Below are 26,333 nucleotides of genomic sequence, written 5' to 3'. Positions count from 1 at the left end.
TCTAATCTAATGGGCCATAAATACGGCTAGCGAACCTGTGCAGTGGTATGTTGCAGATTGGTCTCAGCACAATCCTGTACCTCATGCGAATGACGGACATGGAAATTAATTTTGCCATTCGTTACCGCAGCTTCAGAACCCAGATAACTCTCCATCCGATCCATATCATGAGACACCATTAGAAAAGTCATGCGGTGATGTTCATGCATATGGGTAATCAGTTCAAAGAAACTGGCCTGTGATTCAGCATCAATACCAACGGTAGGTTCATCCAGAATCAATAGATCCGGGTGATTGATAAGCGCTCGTGCCAAAAATACACGCTGCTGCTGCCCGCCGGACAATTGACCAATACGTTTGTTCGCCAGATCCTCGATCCGCATGACCTGCATCGCATCCGTGCACTGTTGCTGACATTTGCGAGACATTCGACGGAACATGTTTTTGTTATTATACAAGCCTGACATGACCACTTCACGAACGGTCGCAGGGAACAACGGGTTAAATGCATTCTTTTGTGGCACATACCCGATTCTGTCCCAGTCCTTGAACCTGCGGATCGACTCTCCGAATAGTTTGATATCTCCCTGCGCAGGAGGAAGAAGTCCTACCAGCATGCGCAGCAATGTCGTTTTACCCGCCCCATTGGAACCGATAATCCCGACAAAGTCCCGTTCCTGGGCCATAAAATCGAGATTCTCAATCACTCGCTGGTCCCCGTAGGAAAATGATAGTTTCTCGATCTCTATAATTGGATCATGACATAGTGGCATGATTTGCTGCATGGCAAAGCCGCCCTTCATTATATATAAGAATCCCATAGCGTCCTAAGAGCCTTCACCGTGAACGGTAAAGACTCTTCGATCTGAATTCTTCATTATATCTTATTTTAATGCGATCAGCAGATTTTGCAAATTTTTCTCCATGAGGGTGAAATAATCATCCCCGTTTGTTGCCTGCTCCTTGGTCAATCCCTCAACCGGATTAAGGACCATGGTCTCCACTCCTGCTTCACTTGCCAATGTTTTCGCCAATTTGTCAGATACTAGCTCTTCGAAGAAAATGTATTTAATGCCTTCATCTTTAACGAGTTTCGCAAGCTTCACAATATCCTGTCCTGTCGGTTCAGCATCCGGGGAAAGTCCCATAATGGCATGCTGGGTTAATCCATAATCACGTGCAAGGTAGCCAAACGCTTGGTGCGAGACAACAATCTCGTTGTTTGGTACGTTAGCCAATTCATCTGTAAAACGCTGATCCAGCGTCTCAAGCTTCGTACGAAGCGCTTCATAACGTTGTTCGTAACCTGCTTTGTGATCAGGATCTGCCTCGACCAGACTATTTTTGATGTTTTCAGCCATGATCATCGCTGATTTCGGACTAACCCACGTATGTGGATCAATATGATGATCAGCGACATCTTCACTGGTAGCCTCATCTGTTTGTTCATCTGTATGCTCGTCTTCGTGCTCTTCGCCGTGACCGTGCCCATCATCACCCTCAGCGGTTAACAGCTTAACACCTTCGCTAACGGCAACAGACTTCACCTGTGTATCACTATTCAGCGACTTCAGGAAATTTGGCACCCATCCTTCCAGTCCAGCTCCATTATAGAAAAACAGCTGTGCCTTGGACGTATTAACAATATCCTGACTCTTCGGAGTCCAGTCATGTGGCTCTACTCCCGTTGGCAGCAGGTTAATAACATTGGCATCCTCACCACCGATTGCAATCGCAAAAGCATATACAGGATAAAATGTCGTCACAACGTTTACCTTGCCTTCCACAATCTTCGCACTATTAGAACTATCCTGCCCACACGCTGACAATACCAGCAAAGTGAGAATAAGCAAACCCGTCCAAAGTAACTTCATGTTGCCTCTTTTGCTCGTCTTCCCTGTCCGGTTATCCTGAGCTTGATGTTGCACTTTATAAAATGTCATTATGATTCACTCCGCATCTCTTAATCGTAAACATTACTGAAAGAATTATAGGTAACCTGAACCTACTTGTCAAGTTATCTCGTCCTATTCATTCTTTCCTGAAGTACGGAGTTCATAACAGTATATGCTTGTTCTCTTCCCTTAAGATGCGATTTATATCAACAAAAAAAGGGACCCGAATTATATCGGGCCACCTTGAGTCATTTTTATGACAGAATTTGATTTCTTATTTCACTTGTGCGCCATTAGGCATGTTGTCTGGTACTGTAGCCAGTGTAAGTTGGTCGCCATGGGATGCTGCAAGGATCATACCCTGAGACAATTCACCACGAAGTTTCACCGGTTTGAGGTTCGTGACACAGATGACTTTGCGTCCAACCATCTCTTCTGGCGAATAGAACTTCGCAATTCCAGATACGACCTGGCGCTGCTCATAACCGAGATCGAGCTGCAATTTCAGCAACTTATCCGCTTTTTTGACCGGTTCGCAGGCAATGACTTGCGCGACACGCAGTTCAACTTTGGCAAAATCGTCAATACCGATCTCTTCCGTACCTTCAGGTGCGGTTACCGGTTCAACAGGTGCTGAAGCTCCAGCATTTGCTTGACTTGTTTCAGGCTGTGCTGCTTTTTGGCCACCAGTCATTGCTTCGGAAATATAAGCAATTTCCTGTTCGGAATCCAAACGCGGGAAGATTGGATCACCTTTTTGCAATGCGTTTCCAGCTGGAACCAGACCCCATTGCTTGGCTGTATCCCAAGCCGTAAGTTCACCTTCCTGAATGCCGAGCTGTGCCCAGATTTTATGAGGAGCACGTGTCAGGAACGGTTGCAACAGAATCGAAGCAATTCGCAAGCTTTCGATCAGGTGAGCCATAACGGATGCCAATTCATCACGTTTTGCTTCATCACGAGCCAGCGCCCATGGCTGCGTCTCATCAATATATTTGTTGGTGCGGCTGACAAACTGGCTGATCGCTGTCAGTGCTACGGAAAACTGCAGGTTTTCCATCGCCTGTTCCACTTTTTCCACCGTAGCATGGCCTGCTTCTTCCAGCGAAGCATCAAATTCCGTTACATTCGATGCAAACGCAGGGGCTTTGCCTTCAAAATATTTGTCTACCATGGCAACGGTACGGTTCAACAAGTTACCCAGATCGTTCGCGAGGTCGGAGTTAACACGTTCTACGAAGCTCTCTGGTGTAAAGGTACCATCGGAACCAAACGGTACTTCACGCAGCAGGTAATAACGCAGTGCATCGAGACCGTAACGGTCAATCAGAGTCACTGGATCAACGACATTACCTTTGGATTTGGACATTTTGCCATCCTTCATCAACAACCAGCCATGTGCAAACACTTTCTTCGGCAAAGGCAGATCCAATGCCATCAACATAATTGGCCAGTAGATCGTATGGAAACGAACAATTTCTTTCCCTACCAGATGTACATCCGCAGGCCAGAACTTGTTATACAGGGATGCATCGGATGAACCGTAGCCCAGTGCTGTAATATAGTTGGACAACGCATCAATCCACACATAAACCACGTGTTTTGGATCACCTTTAACTTTGACGCCCCATTCAAATGTAGTCCGCGATACGGCCAAATCTTCAAGACCTGGCTTGATGAAGTTGTTGATCATCTCGTTCTTACGGGATTCCGGCTGAATAAAGCCCGGGTTCTCTTCATAATATTTCAACAAACGATCTGCATATTTGCTCATACGGAAGAAGTAAGATTCTTCTTTGACCAATTCAACCGGGTGTCCGCTATCCGGGCTCTTGGCCGAGATAATCTCACCCTTCTCATTTTTCTCTACATCCACCAGTTGAGTCTCCGTGTAATACGTCTCATCCGGAATGCTGTACCAGCCTTCGTACTCACCTTTGTATATATCTCCCTGTTTCAGCAAACGGTCAAAGATATCCTGAACAATGGTTTTGTGACGTTCTTCGGTTGTACGGATAAAGTCGTCATTGGAAATGTCCAACTTGTTCCACAGTTCCTTGATCCCCACAACGATATCGTCGATAAAAGCTTGCGGTGTCTGACCTTTCTCTTGTGCCTTGCGCTCAATCTTCTGGCCATGTTCGTCGGTTCCTGTCAGATAATGAGCATCATAACCACGTAGACGCTTATAACGAACCATCGCATCTCCCGCTACAGTTGTATACGCATGCCCAATATGCAATTTGTCACTCGGATAATAAATCGGGGTTGTCAGATAAAATGTTTTTTGGTCAGCCATGAATGACTTCTCCTCCTTCAAATGTTCCTGCTTCATGTGATCCCTTCGTCCAAATCAACTAAAAAAGAACACAAAAAACTCCCGCCCCTATGGGACGAGAGTTGCTCTCACGTGTTACCACCCAAATTCCCCATGTTTTTCACAAAACACAGGCTCTGTCGGTCCTTCGACCGCCCATTAACGCTGGATCACGCCTCAGCCTTACGACAGCAGCTCTGAAATCACTGTCTGCACGCTCGAAAGAGGTTCCTCCGGGACCATATTCCATCCTCCTCCCAGACCGGTTCTCAGCTCATCCGGCTCTCTGCACTGGGGGTGTGTCTGTACTTATCCCTTCACTGGAAATCATATAGAAGTTGCTCAAAAAGTCCACTTTTGATTACGAATCATGCCTACCGGCATCATCAGCATCGAAGTTGAAATTCAGCCGAAATGTCCGTTGCTCACGTAGGTTTCCTACGCTCCGCTACTCCATTTCTAACTTCATCCCATCTTCTTGGTACTGAAAACTAGACTTTTTGAACTCGCATATATAGGAAAAATATACTGAAATGCGGACCCCTTTGTCAAGTGGACAGCATACTCAAGTTCAATCCTGGCCTGCTTCCAGGCCACCCGAATACTTCAAGTTACATCGTTACTCTGATACCATCATGGATTTCTCCGCCTTTGGTGGCACCAGATCTACACCGCCTGGATGAAACGGGTGACATTTGGCAATACGTTTCGCTGTTAACAACGAACCTTTGAGCGCACCGTGCACTTCAATCGCCTCCATGGCGTAAGCCGAACAGCTCGGATAGAACCGACATGTTGGCGGTGTTAATGGAGAGATATAGTTGCGGTACACCCGAATGGGTGCCTGAGCAATTCTGCGCGATAACTTCATGGTCAGTGCTTCCCATGAGCGTGTGTATGTCCCGATGCCGCTTTGGCCGGAGCATGCTCTGCACAGTCCTTGCAATATCCAAATACCTCGAACTTGTGGTCTACAACCTGAAATTGCTCAGGCGCATCCGCAAGCTGCATCGGGCAAAAAATAATAGGATATGTCTTCTGACACTTCAGACAGATCATATGATGGTGATGATGATCTTCACTACAGTGCGCTTTGAATTTAACGCCATCTTCGAAGATGACCTGTTCCAGTACACCCAGTTCCTGCATCACCCGCAAATTACGATATACTGTGTCAAAACTCAGTCCGCTGTAAGTCTTACCCATATATTCATAGACGTCCTTAGGTGTAAGATACCCCGGAGACTCGGCAAATAACCGGGCCAGTGTTTTCCGCTGATCGGTAATGCGAAGCCCCTGTGAGGACATGGTCGAAATAATCTGTTCTGTCGACAGCATGATCTAAAGCACCTCCTGTCATACGAGCATTTTGCATCATTCATAGAGCGACAGTTTATTCGGCAAAAGCGAAAACTTTTGCTTTCTTGTATACCTCTAATAATGCATCAAATTACGATTAGAGTCAACGAAGACACCGGGTTAGGTCATTCCAACCTCACATAAAAAGGACTCCATGCACATGCATTGCCATCAGTCTAGCTTGAGCTAATGACATTACATTTTGATGGAGTCCCTTCCTGACGGTTCAGATGATCAATCGTTCGGGCGACTTTTGGGGTGAACGGGTATATATGATATAAGCTTTCACTCCAAACCGTCCGTGCATGTTCATGGTATTACTTTTCAGCCGGAAGCGGCGTGAACAGCAGGTTAACAGGCAAGTTACTTCCTGGTGCCGCCGAGAAGAGAATAGTTACACTCTCGCCGTACGAACCTGTGCGATACATAACACTTTGCTCATTAGGTGCAGTTACAGATTTACCTGTGGAAATCTGAACGACCTGTCCATTCACGAGTGCCACACCTGAATATCTGCCTCCACGAGGGTTGAATGAAATCAACGTGCGCGGAGCAACATTATTCAATGTAATTTTGTACAATACACCGAAGTTACCTGCGTTGGACGCTTCAGTGAAAGCCATAGGGTCCGTTCCCACAAGGTTTGGATCACTTGCATTGTCTCCAAGTGGAAGACGTGCAGGTTTCGACCCTACTTCTTGATCATACGTAATGATCCGTGTTGCATTTGGATAGGTACCACGGTTGTGAACTCCATCACGATCCAGAACCGGCAGGCTCGATAACACTTCCATCGGGTCCTTGTTTTCTTCGATCATGATAATGTTGTAATCCAGTTCATAGTCACTGAATACATCCGAATACAAGGAAATGACTTGTCCCTGTTTCATCGGAAGAACGCTCAGATCATTAAGAATCAGCTTGCTTTCTCCTGGCTGGATGTACACTTTCTTTTGTCCGGTACCATTCTGCATGGACTGGAACCAACGGTCAATGGACAGCTTTCCAGCTACCGTTGCAAAAGGAGACGGTCCTGCAAAACCCATGTTTTGCTGGTCAATGGACGCCGTGTATGCATTGTTATTTGTCGCTACAACATACATTTTTACGCTTTTGCCCGTGTTGTTCACATGGTGAATCATGAAACGTGTCTGTCCAAAGGAAGATTCCTTGTACACAATACCTTCCGTATTCACGGTTTCAGGGCTGTTACTGCGGATCAACAGACTTGGTTCATCATAATAAGTGAAAGGTACTTTCTCCAATGCCGGTACTCCACCACCGTCAAAAGTGAACTTCTCACCGACTGGTGTGAACAATTGATTAAAGTCAGTCACACTATAAAGTGTTTCTCCCGTAATATTGATCATCTTGGTATAGCTATCGCTAGCACCATGTTTATCGGTAACTGTAATCGTTACGGTCTTCGGTCCTGGAACAAAGAATGCAAGTGCATTGTTATCCCATTCTGTTTTTACAATTGCGTTCTCATCATCTGTACTTTGATCAATATAAGTGATTTTCTCACCCATTTTGTATTCTTCTTTATCTGTCGTAAACATCGCGACAGGTGGCAGATTCGGTCTTTCAACCTTAATCGTAACCGAATACGGATCGCTCCATTGACCACTTGAATCCTGGACCGCATAGGTTACTGTGTATACACCTGGTTGGTCGAATGAATCCTGACGGCCTGTCCAACGCTCATCTACAATGCTGAGTCCCTTGGGAGAGCTGGATCTGGTTGTGTAGGTTACCTGGTCTCCGGCAAAAACCTCTTTTTGTACCGTGAAGCTTGCCACCGGTTTGGTACTCAGATTCAATACAACCGTTTTGGCAGATTGGTTTACTTTATACGTAATGTCCAGAGCCAGTGTAATTGAAGTCAACGGCACCATGAACGTATTTTTTTGTTGATAAGCCGCGCCCTTCATCGTTCTGGACACACCATTAACGGTATAGATCTTGCTGTTTGTTTTGAAACGCAGCTCATCTTCACCACTAATAATGATCGTTTCTTTAGTTGTGTTATCATATTTAACATCATAGCCAACCCGATCAACGAGAGCACGGATCGCTACATAGGATACACCATTTTTTACAGCCATCGGCTGTCCAGCAAGATATGTTTTGCCATCTTGCATCATTTTATTACTGTTCATATAAAGAGTGAGGTCTCCACCCCGGCCTCCAGCAACAGATGAACCACCTGTAGATGGTTGCTCCACTTCTACTGGTGCAGGTGCTGGTGTTTCCTCAGCTGTACCTTCTTCGTCCGTAGGTTCAATTACCGGCTCAACAGGAGTCGCGTCTGTTCCTGTAGGAACATCTGTCTCAGGGTTCACTTCTTCTGTTGTTTCATTATTTGATGTTGGAGTGTTTGTTCCGGATTTCACTTCGGATTCCGCGATGGTCTGTTCTTTCTTCACAACCTCCACGGATTTAACTTTGGCTGTATTCACTGATGTAGTATCGCTCTGATCTGCTGATTGTGCATTGGCAGGAATCACTGCAAACGCCTGAAACACAGCAAAAGCGGTAAGTATGGACAATTTCTTCTTCAAATTCATTCTTTGTCTTTGGCTCCTTCTGCTCCCATTTTATAAATATCCCCCTCAAAAAGTCATATTATTAGACGCTTGGAACCGGGAAAAGTTGCTAAAAAGTTAAGAGGAGAATTGTAAACTTTTAATAGAAGGAAAATACTATGAAAATAGTTATCTATTAATTATCTTTTTGGCATTCATATCCCATAATTAACCAATAGAAAATTCCAACAAAAAAATCTCTCCGGGAGATGGTCAATCAGCACCATATCGCAGAGAGATGTAAGGATTGAATAGGCCTAGCGCAAACGAACAGGCAGACTTCCTGTTGGCTGCAGTCCACCGGTTAACACATGGGACAGTACCCGAACAACTGCAGGTGTATTCTCATACGTACACACATAACTACCCGGCCTCGAAATCTCCAGCAGATCATATGGATTGCGCAGAGCAATTACAATCAGCGAATGATTCTTACTAAGCTTTTCAACCAAATACTGTTGCCCTTTCGGAAGATGACCTGCCGATGTGTACGTACATACGATAACTTGTTCATTATCCGACACATCAGCCAATATCCGATCTGCTTCATCATAAGTGGGCTGAGTAGTAATTTTGTGCTCACGAACTCTGCCTCGCAGCTGCGATAGCGCCATACCCAGCGATTCTGTATGGGACCATGGTTCATCCACCTCTGTCCGTTGCACAACCTCAGGCCAGATGACATATACGCCCTTCTCTGGGTCCAGGGGCAGCAACCCATCATTATGAACGATGGTAATACTGCTTGAAGCAATCTTGAACAACGTCAATTCGTTGGGCACACTGGGTTTAGTGGATTCAGTGCAATCAACAGGTTCGACATCGGTTGCTTCGACCGGTTCACTCGCTTTCGGCGAAACAAGAAGATCATTCTGCTGGCCACAGCGCTTTTTTTTCCATGTCATAATGCGTTCCAACGCCTGATGAATAACCTCTTCCGATACTCGCCCCGTTCGAACTGCTTCCACAATGGCTTCCAGCGCAGCAACCTGATCTTGCAAGGTATGACTCACCAGAATCAGATCTGCTCCTGCTTCCACAGCACGAACGGCAGCTTCAGCTACCCCATATGGCTTGGATATTGCATGCATTTCAAGACAGTCTGTAATAATAATGCCTTCAAAACCCATTTCCTCACGTAGCAGACCCGTTAACACCTTATGTGACAACGTAGCCGGAATGGGCTCGGGCTCAATCGAAGGGAACATCACATGAGCTGTCATAATAGCATCAACTCCGGCCTCAATCGCCTTGCGGAACGGTAACAACTCCATCTGTTCCAGCCTGTTTCGATCATGAGGTACCGTAACCATACCAAGATGAGAATCTACAGCGGTATCTCCATGTCCAGGAAAATGTTTGGCAGTAGCAGCTATGCCCTGTGATTGATATCCGGTGATGGCTGCTACGCCATGAGTGGCCACACTTTCAGCATGTTCACCATACGAACGCACGCCGATGACCGGGTTAAGCGGGTTGTTATTCACGTCGACCACTGGCGCAAGGTTCATATCAATACCGATGTTTTTTAACTCACGACCCAGAATTTGAGCACACTCCAGGGTATATTCCGGATTGCCTGTCGCACCAAGTGCCATATTACCCGGCACTTGAGTCATTCCCTCTTTATCAATCCGTGCAACCATGCCACCTTCCTGGTCCACCGAAATCATGAGTGGTAGGGCCCCCACTTCAGCAGCTATATCTTGCAGTTCGGCGGACAGCCGTGTCAATTGATCTATACTTTCGACATTACGCCGGAAATAAATGACACCCCCGACGTGATAGTCACGGATTAAGCGAGTAACCTGTTCATCTGCGTGCTGACCGTGAAATCCACACATCAACAATTGGCCTACCTTTTGCTCCAATGTCAGATCATTCAAGGGTTTCATTCGACCTCTCCTCCCGTTTCCCTTGCTACTACAAACCCAATTGTTTACTCTGCCTGTACTCGGAGGGTTTCATGTGAAAGTGTTTATGAAACACCTTGGAGAAGTAACGGCGCTCCTTGAAACCTGTGGCTTCCCCAATCGCTGTAATGCTCCATTCGGTTGTACTCAACAATAAAGCGGCACTTTCCATCCGTTTCTGCGTCATATATTCCACAAAAGTAACACCCATTTGAGTTTTAAATAGCTGGCAAAAGTATCCCGGGCTGATTCCAAGCCAATCTGAGACTTCATCTATTCCCAAGTCCTGTTGCAGCCGTGCGTCCATATACTCACATGCAGAGAGGATCAGTTCCGATACAGAAGGACGTGGTTGCGTTTGTTTGCCCTGACAGGCATGGGCAACAACCTCTGCAAGTTCAAGAAGTTCCCTCATGGATACGGCCCCTTGCAGTGCATTCCAATAATTCACTTCGTGTTCTTCAGCGAGGACCTGTACTTCACGCAATTCCCGAAGCATGTGTACAAGCATAAACCGAAGATTGGTTTCATCTATCTTGCTGAAGGATTGTCCTGAATTCCCTATTTGCTGTTTAAGCCGATCCAATACATCACGTAACCCCTGCTTGTTCCCTTGACGAATCCACCGAGTAACCAACTCCAGATCTTCTCTTGTAATCCATGAGTTAGCCCCTTTGGAGGCCGTATGATTATACGATAAGGTGGTTTCGGGACAACCTGCCTTCAGCACCTTGTCTTCACTCTCCGAATGGGACATCAGTATTTTTTGACAATGCCGGTATCGCTCCAGAATTTGACTTTCCAGGTTCACGGGCACAGCATCCTGAACAATCCTAACCTTCACATTTGAATCCAGAGACAATATCACATTTAATTCGAGACACAGTTGATGGGCCAGTTCCTCTGAGCGACGTTTCCACTCACCTGATGCCTCCAGCAGGATGCACCACTCCCCTTTGCGGGTCGAAAGAATCTGACAGTCCTCCGTAATTCGATCTGCCACTTCCCTAAGTCTGGAACTTATGGTCTCATGCCATCGTTGATGATGAAGCTCGGACCAGCCGATAGAATGGCGAAAATAACCGACCGCATCCACCAGCAGCAACGTATACGGTGTAGCAGTTGTTATGAATTCAGGAACAGAGGCAGGATAGACAACCTTCAATGGTGCTTCTCCTCGTAACAGGTCAATCAACTGTTTGTGTCTGATCCAGCTTTCCATCTCTTGGCTGCGATAACGTTGCGATTCGTTTTCCAGACGTCTCTTCTGGATCTGCCCGGCAAGCTCACGCAGTTTATGTTCCAGATTCAAATAATCAATTGGCTTACATATGTATTCATGTACGTTATACTTGATAGCGGTTCGAGCATATTCAAACTGCTGATAACCGGTCAGCAAAATAATCTCACACGTTTCACCCTGCTCTCGCAGCAAACGAATAAGTTCCAATCCATCCATAGACGGCATCCGAATATCACACAAGAGAATGTCTGGATGACTTTCTGTTACTTTCCCCAGCGCTTCTACACCACTTCTCGCTGTACCTGTGATTTCAATCCCCATCTCTTCCCAGGGTAAAATGTAGTTCAGATTCTCCAGAATCGGCAGCTCATCGTCAACCAGCATTGCAGTCAGATTCATCCGGCTTCCTCCTGCTCATATAATGGAATGATGCATCGAATAACTGTGCCATACCCCGTTGCTGAACATATAAATATGCCATACCCGGCCCCATATTGAATACGAATTCGATCTGCCACACTTCGTAATCCCAATCCCCTGCGTTCAGTTATGGACGATAATGATTCCGCCCCTTCCGCGAGCATATCTTCCGGTGGATCTTCTGCCATATACTCAAATCGTGCGAGCATTTCCTGGGGAATACCGATCCCATTATCCTCAACACATAACACCAGATGACCCCGTTCCGCATATGCGCTTATCCGCAGTACACCTGGGTAGGTGATCCCCTCAAACCCGTGTTGAATGCTATTTTCCACCAGAGGCTGAAGGGTAAGCTTAAGCAGAATTGAGCTGTATAGATGGGGTGGAATGTCAATCTCATAGGTGAACAAATCACTGAATCTGTACTGTTGAATCTCCAGATAACTCTGCAAATGCCTGATTTCCTCACCCAGCGGAATCTCCTCCTGATCCTGAATGCTGATACGAAGCATATTGCCAAGTCTGGTCACCATCTCGCTTACTTTGCGGCCCTCCCCTCGCAGCGCTAATCCATTAATGGATTCCAATGTGTTAAACAGAAAATGAGGTTTGATCTGGGCCTGTAGTACACGCAGTTCCGCTTGGGCCTTCTGCTGTTGCTCTGCCCGAACACGACGGAATAATCCCCCGATCCGATCCAATAGTTCATTGAACCCTTGCGCAAGCAGCTGCATTTCATCGAATCCTTTTCCTTCCACCCTCGCATTAAAGTCACCATCATCCACACGACGCATAAACCTTACAAGTACAGCAATGTTACCCGTAATGCGATTCATGAAAAAAAGATTAAAGATCATCGCTGCGAGCAGGCATGACAGAATAATGATGACAGACCAACCTGCAAAGGCATTGGTTTCCGCAGATAAGGCTTCCCATGAAGTCACACTGACGAGACTCCAGTTATAGTTCTTCAGATGATATTGCGAAATGATGCTCTCTTTGCCGTCAAAGACCGTTCTGACACTGCTAAAACCGGGACCGTACCTGCTGGATTGAGCACCAAGGTTTTGCATGTTCTCACCGTTATAAATCCCTGCAGGATCATAAACGACCAGCCCTTCTTCGTTAATTAACAGGAACGACGTATCCTGTGCCGAATCGCTGATCTGCAGGTGACGGAAGATCCGGTCGATCTCTCCTTTTTTGATCTGAACAACAAGCACGCCGATATTTTGAAAATAACTGAGTTCTTTGACCAGTCTGATCTGGGTGAAGACAGGTTCTACCCCGGTTAATTCGGGATATTCCAGAGGTGCGAGCCATTTAGGCACGCCATTAAGTTGCTGAATTTCGTTGAATAAGGGATGCACTTTGAATTGCTGAAAAGGAAGGGCTTGAAAGTTTTCTTTGGTGAAAATGGAGACAATCTGGTTATTCTCGGACGAACGCAAATCATATAAAAAGGCATAACTGATGAATGGATAATTATATAGAAGGGAACGGAAATTGCGCTGGCTGGCATTCAGGGATAACTGATTACCGGTTCCCAGATCCTGCTTGGTTGGATCTTTGGCGTTCAACGCCATTTGAAAAACCGATGTCGCTATCCCGTTGTCAGTCACATTGTTAATCTGCTGAAATACATTCTCGATATTATAACTAATGGCCTGAAGCGCATATTCGGCCTGTTGATTGTATTTTTTCTCAATCGTATGTGATGTGACCAGAAACATGCCAATGCCCAGTGCACACATCGGTACAATAATCAGCAGCAGAAATGCCAAGGCCAGCTTCATTCGCAAGTTCATATCCCGTTCTCCCTATTAACTGGTTCATGGTATTAACCTTTGACACCACCTGCAGTTACTCCTTCTATAATTTTCTCCTGGAGTATAGCGTAGATCACAAGTACAGGTACAACGCTGTATACAATACCTGCCGACATCTGAGCATAGTTCATCTGATATTGATCCCGAAACTGGACCATGCCCACTGGCAGCGTACGCAATTTATCGGTGGATAAAAAATAGTTGGCGAGTAAAAATTCGTTCCAGTTGCCGAGGAAATTAACGATAAAAACCGTAACAATGGCTGGAACTGTAAGAGGTATCACTATTTTAGCAAAGATACCCGGGGCCCTCAAGCCGTCCATGACCGCCGCTTCCTCAATCTCCCCAGGCAGAGAACGCATAAAAGCCGCCAGGATAATAATTGTAAAGGGGATCGCATTGGCCACATAGGGCACGATCAACGCCAGATGCGTATCCAATATGCCCATTTTGCGTACAAGCAGATAAATCGGCAGCATGAGTGCATTGTTGGGAATAAGCATACCCGCCAGAATCAGACTGTACAGAAACAGGCTCCATTTCCGGTGTCTCATCCGGGTTACGGCAAAAGCAAACATGGCACCGAGCACAATCGTACACGCCGACGATAAAATCGAAATGTACAGGCTGTTCCAGAAATACGTACCAATCTTGGCATTCACCCAGGCCTCCACATAATTGTTAAACTCCCATGTTGTAGGCAAACCGAATGGATTCAGGGCGATTTCATTGTTATCCTGCTTGAAGGAAGAGAAAATTACAAATAAAAAGGGAAACAAAATCGCGATTAAATACAACATTAACAACACATGAGGTATACTGCTTTTTATGCTTTTCGCCATCAATATTCCACCTTCTCGCCCCGCCTCGCCACCAGCAGTTGATACACCGCAGTGAGCACAAGCGTCAGAGCAAAGATCAACACTGCAATGGTATTGCCATAACCATATTTGAAGTTGGTAATTGCATATTTGATCATGTATGTCGCCAGAACCTCGGTGGACCCAGCGGGCCCACCTTTGGTCATGACAATCACGATGTCGGCTGCTTTCATGGCACCTGCGATGGACAACATGATCACCACCGAAATGATCGGCCGGATCAGCGGCAACGTAATTCGCATTGCACGTTGTACCGCCGTTGCACCATCGATTGCGGCCGCTTCATCCAGATCACGGGGAATCGCCAGTATGGCCGCCAGCACCATGACAATGTAAAATCCCGTCCACTGCCAGGCATTGGTCACCAAGATGGACAACATGGCAAATCGGTTATCCGATAACCAGTAGATTGGATCGATTCCCAGCACATGAAGCATTTTGTTTAATAGCCCGATATTCGGTTCATAGATGAATCCCCATAAAATACCGATAACGGCTGTCGACATGATGGATGGTAAAAAAACAGCGGTTTTATACAAACCTTTCAGCCTTTTCACATTGGCAATCAGAAGCGAAAACAGGACGATCAAGGGTACCTGAATCAGTACCGAAAATCCGATGAAAAAGCCGTTATTCCGTGTGGAAATCCAAAACCGTTCATCGGTCAGTGCCTTCACATAATTGGATAAACCCACAAAACGTGGCTCAGCCGATACCCCATTCCAACTCGTCAGACTGTAATACAGGGAGCTACCAATAGGGTATAGAAAGAACATTACAAACAGGATTAGGGCTGGCATTACAAACAACGTATAGATTAACGGGCTGCGGAGTGAAGTATTCATGGTCAGCCTCCTTCAGTCACTTCAACGATCGCAGTTTCGACTTGAATTGGTTTATTCCACTGAAGCGTTTGCTTCTTCCTGTACCTTTTGCAGCTCTTCTGCCATTTTCTCTGGCGTCGTCTGCCCACCAATCAACTTCTGAATCTGTAGATTGCTGATCTCTGTCGTCACATCGGCCTGAACGAGTGCATCAAATGCCGGGAACGACGTCTTGGACGCATTAAGCACGGCCACAATTTCTTTCATCAGATCATCGGTAATGCTATCGGTCAGCACTTTCTCGTCCAGCTTCATGGCAGGCAACACACCATCTTCCACAAGGCCGCGGATCTGCATATCTTCATTGTAGAAATTTTTGATAAAAGCTTTCACTGCTTCCAGCTTCTGCGGGTCATCCGCCACTGCTGCCGAGAATCCGTATCCATTGTTCACATCCCGCATCAAAGACGTCTGATCTCCTGCTCCGTTCTCTACCGGAGGCATATTGAAGAATCCAACCTTGCCAATGAGCGATTCACCGCTCTGACCTTCCTTAAATACAGATGATTTCCATGTTCCGTCATACATTAATACCACTTCTCCGCTCGTAAATTGCGTGGTATATTCGGCATACTCAAAGCCCAACTCACCTTTTTTGAAATAACCCTTATCCACCCATTCCTTATGTTTGGCAAAACCTTGCACAACACCCGGATCGGTCCACTTCGCTTCACCTGTTGCAAACTTTGCGGTAATCTCCGGCCCGGCATACCGGGACCACAGATGGTTGGTTAACATAAGCGGCACCCAGCCCGCCTTAGATGCGGAAGCAAGCGGTACTTTGCCATCAGCCTTGATCTCAGCCAGTATATTGTCCAGTTCAGCCATGGTAGTTGGGGCTTTCCATCCTTTTTGTTCAAAGTACTCTTTATTATAGAAAAAACCTTCGCCCGAACCGCCAATCGGCAGTCCATATACTTTGCCTTCATACGTAAACGGTTCAAGGGATGTAAACTGGTCCTGAATGCCCAGCTCTTGCAGGATTGGGGTCAGATCAAGCAGCATACCTTCCTTGGCATAAACTTTGGAATCCGGGCTACCGAACAGTTCAAATATATCCGGCGGGTTGCCTGCCGCCATCTCTCCGCGAAGCTTTTCCTTACGATTCACATCGGATTCGACACCATCCAGCGTAAAGGTCAGATTGGGTACCTCTCCCTCAACTTTGTCCACAACATCCTGCAGAATGGCCAGTCTTTTCTGTTTGTCGGCTCCCACCTGTGTGTGGCGGAGAAGCATTTCAACCGGTTCCTTACTTGTTTCCTCCACAGGTGTATTGCCTGCGCCTTGCTGTGGCTCGTTACTTGAGCTTGCACATCCCGCCAAAGTCCATGAAGTGATAAGCAATAATGAAAGCAGTAATGTCATTCTTTTTTTCATCTGATTGACCCTCCTCAAGATATTGAGCATTTGGCTTTACACTCTGATTATAAAAAGCCGGAGCTTACATCGTAAGGATGACAATTCATCAATGGAGGGATAAAATCCTTCACTGGACCCATAATCTTACATTTACAATGGATAACAGCAAAAAAACAGCCCCTGCGAAACATGTTCGCAAGGACTGCTTGGTTGATTGTTTTTATTATTTAAAGGTCAGATTACTTACCTGAACAAGCCATGCCAGCTGTTTCCTGGCGACCTTGTTCGATCAGGCGATACGCCCGCTCCACTTCTTCTTCACTTGGTGAAGGAACTCCATCCAGTGGATATACTTTACCGAGCGCCTCCCATTTGTAGATCCCCATCTGATGGTATGGAAGAATTTCGAACTTTTCGACGCCATTTAATGTTCCAATAAACCGTCCGAGGTTAAGCAGATCCTCTTCCTCGTTATGAATGCCAGGCACATACACGTGGCGTATCCACATTTTCCGACCTTGCTCCGATAACCACTTGGCCGTTTTCAACGTTCTCTCGTTGGATTTGCCTGTCAACTTGATGTGTTTCTCATCATCAATATGCTTGAGGTCCAGCAGAACCAGGTCTGTGTGATCCAACAGATCGTGAATCCGTTCCGGTTCGTTAAAACCGTTGCTATCCAGTGTCGTATGCAATCCCCAGCGCCGCTTCACTTCCTTGAAGATCTCAGCTACAAAGTGGGCCTGTAACGTTGGTTCTCCGCCAGATATCGTGAGCCCGCCTCCGGAGCTGCGGTAGTAGGATAGGTACGGCTCAATTTCAGCCAATACCTCCTCAAGCGTCATTTCTTTTCCGCCATCCAACGCCCAAGTATCAGGGTTGTGGCAATACTGACATTTGAGTAGACATCCTTGCATAAAAAGCACAAAGCGGATGCCTGGGCCGTCAACCGTCCCGAAAGTTTCGAGTGAATGAATATGTCCGTTAACCATGCTGCCTCTTCCTTTCTGTATCCGCATCCGCTGTGCGTTTAATATGATTTGGAATACCTTGCTCTAGCGGTCTTCTACTAGCAAATTACTTACATCGAGCCATGGAACGTACGGTTGATGACATCCAACTGTTGTTCACGAGTCAATTTAATGAAGTTAACGGCATATCCGGATACCCGTATAGTCAGTTGTGGATAGCTTTCCGGGTGATCCATCGCATCAATCAATTGCTGACGATCAAATACGTTAACGTTCAGGTGATGAGCGTTTTGACCGAAGTAACCATCCATCATCGCAGTCAGATTGGATTTACGTGTAGTCTCCTCTTTACCCAATGCTTTTGGCACGATGGAGAAGGTATTGGAAATCCCGTCAAGACTGTGTTCATAAGGCAATTTGGCTACCGAGCCAAGGGATGCCAGTGCACCTTTTTTGTCACGACCATGCATTGGGTTTGCACCTGGAGCAAATGGTTCACCTGCTTTACGACCATCCGGTGTAGTCCCTGTTTTCTTACCATATACCACGTTGGAAGTGATCGTCAGAACGGATTGTGTTGGAACTGCGTTACGGTAAGCTTTGTGCTTGCGAATCATGCCCATGAAGTTCTCGACCAGTTCAACAGCAATGCTGTCTACGCTGTCTTCATTGTTACCGTAACAAGGGAAGTCTCCTTCGATTTCGAAATCAACAGCGATGCCTTGTTCGTTACGAATTGGTTTTACTTTGGCATATTTGATTGCACTCAGTGAATCTGCTGTAACCGACAGACCAGCGATACCACAAGCCATCGTACGTACAATATCACGGTCATGTAATGCCATTTCGATACGCTCATAGCTGTATTTATCGTGCATGTAGTGAATGACGTTGAGGGTGTTCATATACAGCTTAGCCAGCCACTCCATCATTGGTTTGAAGCGTTTCATAACCTCATTGTAATCCAGCACTTCGCTAGTGATGGCAGGATACTCAGGTCCAACTTGTGCTCCGGATTTCTCGTCACGACCACCGTTGATCGCATACAGGAGAGCTTTTGCCAGGTTGGCACGAGCGCCGAAGAATTGCATTTGTTTCCCGATCTTCATCGCTGATACACAGCAAGCAATACCGTAATCGTCACCGTAGATCGGACGCATCAGATCATCATTTTCATACTGGATTGAGCTGGTTTCAATGGATACTTTACTGCAATAATCTTTGAAAGCTTCTGGAAGTTTCGTTGACCAGAGAACAGTCAAGTTTGGTTCTGGTGCAGGACCCAAGTTGTGCAGTGTATGCAGGAAACGGAAGCTGTTTTTGGTTACACGTGTTTCGCCATTCACGGACATACCACCGATGGACTCAGTCACCCATGTTGGATCTCCACTGAACAGTTCGTTGTAATCCGGTGTACGCAGGAATTTGACGATCCGCAGTTTCATTACGAAATGGTCAACCAATTCCTGAGCCTGTTCTTCGGACAAAATCCCTTCTTGCAGGTCACGTTCAATGTAGATATCCAGGAAAGAAGATACACGTCCGAGTGACATCGCAGCACCGTTCTGTTCTTTGATCGCAGCCAGATAACCGAAGTACAACCATTGGAATGCTTCTTTTGCTGTTGTCGCTGGCAAGGAAATATCGAACCCGTGCATATCGCCCAATTGTTTCAATTCTTGCAATGCACGAATCTGCTCAGACAATTCTTCCCGCAGACGAATGACATCTTCATCAATAACATCAACTTCGAGTGCATTCAGTTCGCCTTTTTTGTTACGAATCAGGAAGTCTACCCCGTACAAAGCTACACGACGATAGTCACCGATGATCCGGCCACGGCCGTAAGCATCTGGCAGACCTGTAATAATCCCTGCTTTACGCGCTGCACGCATGTCGGAAGTATAAGCATCGAATACACCCTGGTTATGTGTTTTGCGAATGTTTGTAAATATATCAATGACGCCCTGTGGCATTTCAAAGCCATATGCCTCACATGCGTCAATCATCATGCGAATTCCGCCTGTTGGTTGAATGGAACGTTTGAACGGAGCATCGGTCTGAACGCCGACAATCTGTTCTTTGGATTGATCCAGATAACCGGGTTGGTGAGAAATAATAGTACCTGGTGTGTTCACGTCAACGTCAAGGACACCGCCGTTATCCCGTTCTTTTTTGGTCAGATCAGATACGATCTCCCACAATTCTTTGGTATTCTGGGTTGCACCTGCGAGAAATGCTTCGTCGCCGTAATACGGAGACAAGTTGTGTGCCAGAAAATCATTCACATCTACGGATTTGGTCCATGTTCCTTTGGTAAAGTTTCTCCAGCCTGTTTGTTGTTTGACATCTTTTTCAATCACCGACATCGTAATCCCTCCACTAATTTGGATTTCTGGACACATAACATCTTGCTTCATTCGTAGCATTGTGTGCCCAGAGCCGCGATTAATGTGAATTGTTTCACATAAACCGGAACATGTTCTCTCTACTTGGGAACCGGAACCGCGGGATGAATGTTTTTCTTACATTTTCAGTATACGACTTGGGGCTTTCATCATCTGTGATTTTTGTCACAAAGCCAGTGAACTAACTCACTCCACCTGCGCTGTGTCCCATTACCCCCTGTACATTCACACTTAGCCACTGCGCGGGCAGAACAACTTCCGATCGCTGTTATCCCCGGATTTTTTCAATTTTATTTTTCAAAGGGTAAAATCCGGGGATAAAGGCGAACGCTCCGCTTCTTCAGTTTTTTCTGCCCTCTCCGTTAATGTGTGAACATCTGGCTTAAACAGTCACATCACGGATTCCATACCACCTCTCTAGAACCCGTTGCTCCTCTATGCTCGGAGCAAACCAAATCTTAGATTAAATCCTGAAAAACAGATGCTCGCTCTTCTGTTTTTCTGCCCACTCCGTTATTGTGTGAACATCTGGCTCAAACAGCCACGTCACGGATTCCGTGTAACCTCTATAGAACCCGTTGCTCCTCTATGCTCGGAGCAAACCAAATCTTAGAATAAATCCTGAAAAACAGATGCTCGCTCTTCTGTTTTTCTGCCCACTTCGGTATGGTGTGAAAGACGGCAATCGGGGCTCCCCTCTCGGGGAACCCTGATCTTCTTGCCGTAAGGCACGCTTCGTTCTAAGTTTATTATTCAAACTTTCCGTAGAAAGCGTTGCGGTAAACATCAGCCAGTTCAGTTACCAGCGGCAACTTCGGATTGGCGGTTGTACATTGGTCTTCGAAGGCACGGTCAGCCAGATAATCGACATGTGCTTCAAAGTCTTTGGCATCAAATCCGATTTCCTGGAACGATTCTTCAATGCCCAATGTTTTGTTCAGTTTGCGAATCGCATTGATGAGACTGGTTACGCCTTCTTCTGTTGTACGAGCAGGCAATCCCAAGATGCGGGCGATTTCGGCATACCGCTCATCCGCTACAAAGTGCGAATATTTCGGGAACGATGCAAATTTGGTCGGTTTTTTCGCGTTGTAACGAATGACGTGTGGCATCAGAATGGCATTGGTGCGTCCGTGTGCGGTGTGATACTGACCGCCCCATTTGTGCGCCAAGCTGTGGTTAATGCCCAGGAATGCGTTGGCAAACGCCATACCTGCAATCGTGGAAGCATTATGCATTTTCTCACGTGCCAGTTTGTCGCCTTGCAGTGCCGATTGCTCCAGGTATTGGAATACCAGTTGAATGGCTTTGATCGCAAGTCCATCCGTATAATCATTTGCCATAACAGATACATAAGCTTCAATCGCATGCGTCAGTACGTCCATACCTGTATCGGCTACAGCCGTTTTAGGCAGGGAGTATACAAACTCCGGATCGACAATCGCTACGTCTGGTGTCAGCTCATAGTCGGCCAATGGATATTTGGTGTTACCTTGATTTTTATCTGTGATAACCGCGAATGATGTCACTTCAGAACCTGTACCCGATGTGGTTGGGATCGCTACAAATTTCGCTTTTACGCCGAGACGTGGATATTTGTAGATCCGTTTGCGGATATCCATGAATTTCTGTTTCAGATCGTTAAAGTCCGTGTCTGGATACTCATAGAACAACCACATGGCTTTGGCAGCATCCATCGGTGATCCACCGCCGAGTGCGATAATGCAGTCTGGTTGGAAGCGGCGCATCATTTCGGTTCCGCGGTCTACCGTTGTTGTGGATGGATCTGGCTCAACATCGGAGAACACTTCGATTGCTACTGGCATTTGGCGTTGACGCAGATAGTGTTCTACCTTTTCAACATATCCAAGCTTCACCATCATGGCATCCGTAATAATGGCCACACGTGTGATGTCAGGCATTTTGGCAAGATACTGTGTTGCCCCTTTTTCGAAGTAGACTTTGTTCGGCACTTTGAACCATTGCATATTCACGGTACGACGAGCCACCCTTTTCACATTGATTAAGTTCACAGCGGTTACGTTGGAAGAAGTCGAGTTACGTCCGTATGATCCGCATCCCAGTGTCAATGACGGCATGTTTGTGTTGTAGATATCCCCGATGGCACCGTGTGTGGATGGTGAGTTCACAATAATCCGTCCGGTTTGCAGACGATCTGCGAATTTGCCAATCACTTCTTCATTTGTGGAGTGGATAACCGAGGAGTGACCCATGCCGCCAAAAGCAACCACTTCTGCTGCACGTTCAATTCCCTCTGCTGCCGTTTTAACTTTGTAACAAGCCAGTACCGGGCTTAATTTCTCAGCCGACAATGGGAATTTGGTACCTACCCCTTCAATCTCGGCCACGAGAATTTTGGTGCCTGCTGGAACTTCAATACCACACAATTTCGCAATGCTTACCGCAGATTGACCAACAATCGCCGGGTTCACCGCACATTTCTCGGTATTAATCGCACCTGCTGTCAATTTTGCTGCTTCATCTTTGTTAACAAAGTAACAGCCATTTGCAATCATTTTTTTCTTCACTTGATCGAAGATCGGTTCTTCAATGATGACCGCTTGCTCGGAAGCACAGATCATGCCGTTATCGAAAGACTTGGACAGGATCAAATCCGTAACTGCCTGATTGATATCCGCGCTTTTCTCGATAAAGCAAGGTACGTTACCCGGTCCTACGCCCAGTGCAGGTTTACCACAGCTGTACGCTGCACGTACCATGCCTGATCCGCCTGTTGCCAGAATGAGAGCCACATCATTGTGATTCATCAGTTCATTTGTACGATCCATGGAAGGATCATCAATCCACTGGATACAATCTGCTGGTGCACCATGTTTCACAGCCGCTTCCAGCAGGATTTTGGCAGCTTCCCGGCTACAATTCTGTGCAGATGGGTGGAAACCAAAGATGATCGGGTTACGCGTCTTGATAGAGATCAGTGCTTTAAACATCGTCGTTGATGTTGGGTTCGTGACCGGTGTAATCCCCATAATAATGCCGACCGGCTCCGCAATTTTCTGGAAGCTCTCATATTCGTTATCTTCAATCACACCTACGGTTTTATCGTACTTGATACTGTGATACACATATTCTGTTGCAAATATATTTTTGGTGATTTTATCCTCATACACTCCGCGGCCTGTTTCTTCTACGGCCATCTTGGCGAGCATCATGTGTTTATCCAGACCCGCAAGCGCCATCGCTTGCACAATCCGGTCAATCTGCTTCTGGTCCATCTTCATGAATGCGGCGTGTGCTTTATTCGCTTTGTCGATTAACGTTTGGATATACTGACCTGCTGTCGGTTCTTTTGCTGGGGCGACTTCGTTCTTTACAGCCATCTCCCTCATCCTCCTAAAGGTTCGTATTAGTTTGTCTCTCTCGTTTACATTCACATCGTAACATGACAATAAACTTAATTATGTGATTTTTTTCACAAAGTATAACAGATTTAATTTAAGTTTTGTAGTGTCCTTCATACGACCATTTCCACTTCCTATTTAAAATATAGAGCTGTAAAATTCATCCTCTCCATTAAAAGTGAATTTTATCACAATGTTTGAAATTTCGTCATTTTTGCCCCCTTTCCTTCCCCCTCAAACGGTAAGATTAGGTATATACTGAACTTAAAAATTGAACCACCGCAATTTGTACCGTCCTTCCTCCCGGCCGAGATGACCCTGATCAGGACGGCAACGGTTTGCGGCGAACCTCGGAGGCTACTGCTTACTACAGAAGGTCGTCCGATGGACATAAAGGGGAGATAGACTTATGAGAGAACTAACAACTGTACTGGAAAAGCGCGGTAATACTAACTGTTTTTCGGAAGCAAATTTCAACCATCTACTGGTTACCATGAAAGATAGAACCTATCCGGAAGGTACACATCTGTACTGGGAAGGCGACATCTCTGACAAACTTTATTATATGAAACGGGGCCGTGCCCAGATCACCAAATCCACGGATGAAGGCAAGGAACTGATCATGTACATGTATCAATCCGGTGATATGATTGGGCAGGCTGATCCCTTCTTTGGCTCTAAACACAGCTTCTCAGCGGAAGTATTGGAGGACAGTGAGATCGGTGTACTGGAACATAAAGACCTGGAAATGTTAATCTGCCAGCATTGTGACTTCGCGATCGATTTTATGAAATGGATGGGCATCCACCACCGGTTGACACAGACCAAATTCCGGGATCTCATGTTATATGGCAAACCGGGTGCACTTTGCTCCACCCTCATTCGGTTGTCGAATTCGTATGGTGAGCCTCATGGAGAGCATGTCATTATTCACAAAAAAATTACCCACACGGACCTGTCCAATATGATTGGAGCCACTCGTGAAAGTGTAAACCGCATGTTAAGCGACCTGCGTAAGAAAGATGGGATTGAATATGACAATGGCATGATTGTCATCAAAGATCTGAAGATGCTGCAAGGAATCTGTCACTGTGAGCTTTGCCCGAACGAGATCTGTCGTATTTAATATTTGACTATGCTGATCGGATCTTGTTTATATATTTAATGAAAAAAAGCCCAGTTCTCTAAAAAGAGATTGGGCTTCTTGGTATACTTAGGATGCATTGGTCAATTCAAGCTTTACCGCATCACGTGGATTTAATTTCATGTCCAGACCATTTTCCATTAATTCTTTGTCATTCACCATAATGACCCACCGCTCATTCATACGAGGCGTGACATTCTCGACCGAAACGACAAATTTGTTATTCTCCGACATTCTTACAATGCCGCTGGACTTCAACACATCGCGAACTGTGCACTCTTGAACGTAGACGCCGGCATATTGACGATTAAGGGTTGGCATAATGTTTCCACCGCTAACCTTGAGTAACGTTGTCTGATATGCAACGCCATCCCCCCCACTGTCAGCGGCTTTCACGTAAATGATCACTTCATCTTTGGCATGAAGCTCCATGTCCCAATCTTCCTGCTCAATATCCTTGCCATTTAATTTGACAGCCCAGCTAAGCGAAGAATCCAGAGAAACTTCACCCACGGATTGAATCCGTTTGCCATCTGCCGTAAAATCAACCAGTCCGCTATTGAGTAATGCTTTTTTGAGTGTCAAACCCTCACTAAAATCTCGCTTAATGGACTTTGTTGCATCAGGCAAAAACGTACTGCCATCTACAGCCACTGTGATTGTATTCGCTGTTTCTGTCTCTTTGACAATTGGCTGCTCAGAAGGCTGTGTCTCACTACAACCAGCCAAGATCGCCAGTAGGAGCAAACATACACCTATGTAACCGGGGATTTTCTTCATCATGTAGGTAACACCACCCTGCGTAAAATCATTCACCCTGTTGTCCATAACCTCTATTATGGCACAACCTTCGGCAAAAAAAAGTGTCAAAGCCGTTACTTTTATAGGGTACCGCCTCCAAATAAGGCTTGTACAAGAAAGAGAGCCTGCACACAGGCTCTCCAATCTATATCATTTTTATGTTCTAATTGGTTACGTTATCATTGGACACTAGCCTGCATGTATGTCCGTCCTCCATCTCCATCTTTCAGATATGGATTAAGCCCGAAGAACTGCTCCTCAGATACGTATACACCTGTCAGCAATCGCCCTTCAAGCAATCCACCGTCAACCTGCACGCAACATGAAGGTGCGTCTACATACTCCTGATACAACGGAATCTGCCCATATTGATGATGGACCTTAAATACCTTGCCTTGCTCATGCAAAGGCCGTTCCGAGAAATAGGTAGGCACAATATAACGGGCAATGACATCCAGTTCCTGCACGCTATAAAAGGGTTCATCACCAAGCCATGGTGCAAACATTCGAATCTTCTCATATTGAGACCAGACAACCGCCTGAATCAGCATTTCTGCCTGAACCAACCGACCTTCTCCCACATCTAAAGCCAATTGCTTAGCATGCATAGTTTCTTCCATCTGAGACATCGTTGAATCAGGTTGTCCCAGCTCACATCCGATACACTTCCAGCCCCTGGACGTTTGAATCCATTTTTGCAGCACCGCCGGAGCTAATTTCGGACCATCGCTGTTCACAGAATGCGTATTCACTTCGGCAAGATCATCCTTAACCAAACGGGAATATGCTGTGCGCTTAAACAACTCTGCAGCTTTTTTGTAAATTAGATGGACCTGAATGGATGCGCTCTCAAGTTCTGCAATATCTTTTTTGCCGTAGCGTACTTCACGGGATAAGCTTTCTTCTCTCATGACAAGTGGGCCTCCTTCGCT

18 protein-coding genes are annotated in these 26,333 nt (G+C 46.1%); 1 reads left to right on the top strand and 17 read right to left on the bottom strand.

Annotated elements, in window-relative coordinates; translation table 11 throughout:
- Positions 1-26: 26 nt before the first annotated feature.
- From PAEAM_RS08010 to adhE, 15 genes are all read right to left on the bottom strand, one after another.
- Complete coding sequence (locus PAEAM_RS08010; protein ID WP_100527644.1) at positions 27-785, bottom strand: metal ABC transporter ATP-binding protein; 759 nt, start codon at positions 783-785, stop codon at positions 27-29.
- A 99-nt stretch (positions 786-884) separates the two neighbouring features.
- The gene (locus PAEAM_RS08005; protein ID WP_100527179.1) at positions 885-1,943 is read right to left on the bottom strand and encodes a metal ABC transporter solute-binding protein, Zn/Mn family; all 1,059 of its coding nucleotides are present in this window, start codon (positions 1,941-1,943) and stop codon (positions 885-887) included.
- 226 nt (positions 1,944-2,169) lie between these two features.
- On the bottom strand, positions 2,170-4,230 hold the full coding sequence (gene metG / locus PAEAM_RS08000; RefSeq protein ID WP_100527178.1) for a methionine--tRNA ligase: 2,061 nt from the start codon (positions 4,228-4,230) through the stop codon (positions 2,170-2,172).
- 601 nt (positions 4,231-4,831) lie between these two features.
- Complete coding sequence (gene yidD / locus PAEAM_RS07995; protein ID WP_017687565.1) at positions 4,832-5,083, bottom strand: membrane protein insertion efficiency factor YidD; 252 nt, start codon at positions 5,081-5,083, stop codon at positions 4,832-4,834.
- A gap of 2 nt (positions 5,084-5,085) precedes the next feature.
- Complete coding sequence (locus tag PAEAM_RS07990) at positions 5,086-5,550, bottom strand: Fur family transcriptional regulator (protein ID WP_017687564.1); 465 nt, start codon at positions 5,548-5,550, stop codon at positions 5,086-5,088.
- Between the two features lie 338 nt (positions 5,551-5,888).
- Positions 5,889-8,141, bottom strand: coding sequence for a stalk domain-containing protein (locus PAEAM_RS07985; RefSeq protein WP_100527177.1), 2,253 nt, complete (start codon positions 8,139-8,141; stop codon positions 5,889-5,891).
- A gap of 275 nt (positions 8,142-8,416) precedes the next feature.
- A complete protein-coding gene (nagZ, locus tag PAEAM_RS07980; RefSeq protein ID WP_100527176.1) occupies positions 8,417-10,054 on the bottom strand; it encodes a beta-N-acetylhexosaminidase in 1,638 nt (545 codons plus the stop codon).
- Between the two features lie 28 nt (positions 10,055-10,082).
- Positions 10,083-11,714, bottom strand: a complete 1,632-nt coding sequence (locus PAEAM_RS07975) for a response regulator transcription factor (RefSeq protein WP_100527175.1) — start codon at positions 11,712-11,714, stop codon at positions 10,083-10,085.
- The gene (locus PAEAM_RS07970) at positions 11,711-13,546 is read right to left on the bottom strand and encodes a cache domain-containing sensor histidine kinase (RefSeq protein ID WP_100527174.1); all 1,836 of its coding nucleotides are present in this window, start codon (positions 13,544-13,546) and stop codon (positions 11,711-11,713) included. The genes PAEAM_RS07975 and PAEAM_RS07970 overlap by 4 nt, the downstream gene beginning before the upstream one ends.
- Before the next feature lie 32 nt (positions 13,547-13,578).
- Complete coding sequence (locus PAEAM_RS07965; protein WP_100527173.1) at positions 13,579-14,409, bottom strand: carbohydrate ABC transporter permease; 831 nt, start codon at positions 14,407-14,409, stop codon at positions 13,579-13,581.
- Positions 14,409-15,293 carry a carbohydrate ABC transporter permease gene (locus tag PAEAM_RS07960; protein WP_036674966.1) on the bottom strand — a complete coding sequence of 295 codons (885 nt, stop codon included), beginning with the start codon at positions 15,291-15,293 and terminating at the stop codon, positions 14,409-14,411. The genes PAEAM_RS07965 and PAEAM_RS07960 overlap by 1 nt, the downstream gene beginning before the upstream one ends.
- A 51-nt stretch (positions 15,294-15,344) precedes the next feature.
- The gene (locus tag PAEAM_RS07955; RefSeq protein WP_100527172.1) at positions 15,345-16,712 is read right to left on the bottom strand and encodes an ABC transporter substrate-binding protein; all 1,368 of its coding nucleotides are present in this window, start codon (positions 16,710-16,712) and stop codon (positions 15,345-15,347) included.
- Between the two features lie 221 nt (positions 16,713-16,933).
- Positions 16,934-17,686 carry a pyruvate formate-lyase-activating protein gene (gene pflA, locus PAEAM_RS07950; RefSeq protein WP_036614436.1) on the bottom strand — a complete coding sequence of 251 codons (753 nt, stop codon included), beginning with the start codon at positions 17,684-17,686 and terminating at the stop codon, positions 16,934-16,936.
- Between the two features lie 89 nt (positions 17,687-17,775).
- On the bottom strand, positions 17,776-20,034 hold the full coding sequence (gene pflB, locus PAEAM_RS07945) for a formate C-acetyltransferase (protein WP_076327975.1): 2,259 nt from the start codon (positions 20,032-20,034) through the stop codon (positions 17,776-17,778).
- Positions 20,035-20,822: 788 nt separating this feature from the next.
- Positions 20,823-23,435: a bifunctional acetaldehyde-CoA/alcohol dehydrogenase gene (adhE, locus tag PAEAM_RS07940; protein ID WP_100527171.1), complete on the bottom strand. Its 2,613-nt coding sequence runs from the start codon at positions 23,433-23,435 to the stop codon at positions 20,823-20,825.
- Between the two features lie 430 nt (positions 23,436-23,865).
- Between adhE and PAEAM_RS07935 the strand changes: the two genes are divergently transcribed.
- Entirely contained in the window at positions 23,866-24,582 is a 717-nt protein-coding gene (locus PAEAM_RS07935) for a Crp/Fnr family transcriptional regulator (protein ID WP_036614443.1), read from the top strand.
- A gap of 87 nt (positions 24,583-24,669) precedes the next feature.
- On the opposite strand, the gene PAEAM_RS07930 is transcribed toward PAEAM_RS07935, so the two are convergent.
- The gene (locus PAEAM_RS07930) at positions 24,670-25,383 is read right to left on the bottom strand and encodes a hypothetical protein (RefSeq protein ID WP_017687552.1); all 714 of its coding nucleotides are present in this window, start codon (positions 25,381-25,383) and stop codon (positions 24,670-24,672) included.
- Positions 25,384-25,580: 197 nt separating this feature from the next.
- Entirely contained in the window at positions 25,581-26,312 is a 732-nt protein-coding gene (locus PAEAM_RS07925; RefSeq protein ID WP_100527170.1) for a hypothetical protein, read from the bottom strand.
- Between the last annotated feature and the right edge of the window lie 21 nt (positions 26,313-26,333).

Source organism: Paenibacillus sp. GM1FR (assembly GCF_002803315.1).
Classification (GTDB): domain Bacteria; phylum Bacillota; class Bacilli; order Paenibacillales; family Paenibacillaceae; genus Paenibacillus; species Paenibacillus amylolyticus.
This window is presented reverse-complemented; position numbering and strand designations above follow the sequence as displayed.

What these genes read in the sequence shown, in the direction of transcription:
- metG (WP_100527178.1), bottom strand. Translation starts at nt 4,230, where the DNA reads ATGAAGCAGGAACATTTGAAGGAGGAGAAGTCATTCATGGCTGACCAA.
- pflB (WP_076327975.1), bottom strand. Translation starts at nt 20,034, where the DNA reads ATGTCGGTGATTGAAAAAGATGTCAAACAACAAACAGGCTGGAGAAAC.
- PAEAM_RS07965 (WP_100527173.1), bottom strand. Translation starts at nt 14,409, where the DNA reads ATGGCGAAAAGCATAAAAAGCAGTATACCTCATGTGTTGTTAATGTTG.
- nagZ (WP_100527176.1), bottom strand. Translation starts at nt 10,054, where the DNA reads ATGAAACCCTTGAATGATCTGACATTGGAGCAAAAGGTAGGCCAATTG.
- PAEAM_RS08005 (WP_100527179.1), bottom strand. Translation starts at nt 1,943, where the DNA reads ATGACATTTTATAAAGTGCAACATCAAGCTCAGGATAACCGGACAGGG.
- PAEAM_RS07960 (WP_036674966.1), bottom strand. Translation starts at nt 15,293, where the DNA reads ATGAATACTTCACTCCGCAGCCCGTTAATCTATACGTTGTTTGTAATG.
- PAEAM_RS07925 (WP_100527170.1), bottom strand. Translation starts at nt 26,312, where the DNA reads ATGAGAGAAGAAAGCTTATCCCGTGAAGTACGCTACGGCAAAAAAGAT.
- PAEAM_RS07990 (WP_017687564.1), bottom strand. Translation starts at nt 5,550, where the DNA reads ATGCTGTCGACAGAACAGATTATTTCGACCATGTCCTCACAGGGGCTT.
- PAEAM_RS07955 (WP_100527172.1), bottom strand. Translation starts at nt 16,712, where the DNA reads ATGAAAAAAAGAATGACATTACTGCTTTCATTATTGCTTATCACTTCA.
- yidD (WP_017687565.1), bottom strand. Translation starts at nt 5,083, where the DNA reads ATGAAGTTATCGCGCAGAATTGCTCAGGCACCCATTCGGGTGTACCGC.
- PAEAM_RS07985 (WP_100527177.1), bottom strand. Translation starts at nt 8,141, where the DNA reads ATGAATTTGAAGAAGAAATTGTCCATACTTACCGCTTTTGCTGTGTTT.
- PAEAM_RS07970 (WP_100527174.1), bottom strand. Translation starts at nt 13,546, where the DNA reads ATGAACTTGCGAATGAAGCTGGCCTTGGCATTTCTGCTGCTGATTATT.
- pflA (WP_036614436.1), bottom strand. Translation starts at nt 17,686, where the DNA reads ATGGTTAACGGACATATTCATTCACTCGAAACTTTCGGGACGGTTGAC.
- adhE (WP_100527171.1), bottom strand. Translation starts at nt 23,435, where the DNA reads ATGGCTGTAAAGAACGAAGTCGCCCCAGCAAAAGAACCGACAGCAGGT.
- PAEAM_RS07935 (WP_036614443.1), top strand. Translation starts at nt 23,866, where the DNA reads ATGAGAGAACTAACAACTGTACTGGAAAAGCGCGGTAATACTAACTGT.
- PAEAM_RS07975 (WP_100527175.1), bottom strand. Translation starts at nt 11,714, where the DNA reads ATGAATCTGACTGCAATGCTGGTTGACGATGAGCTGCCGATTCTGGAG.
- PAEAM_RS07930 (WP_017687552.1), bottom strand. Translation starts at nt 25,383, where the DNA reads ATGATGAAGAAAATCCCCGGTTACATAGGTGTATGTTTGCTCCTACTG.
- PAEAM_RS08010 (WP_100527644.1), bottom strand. Translation starts at nt 785, where the DNA reads ATGCAGCAAATCATGCCACTATGTCATGATCCAATTATAGAGATCGAG.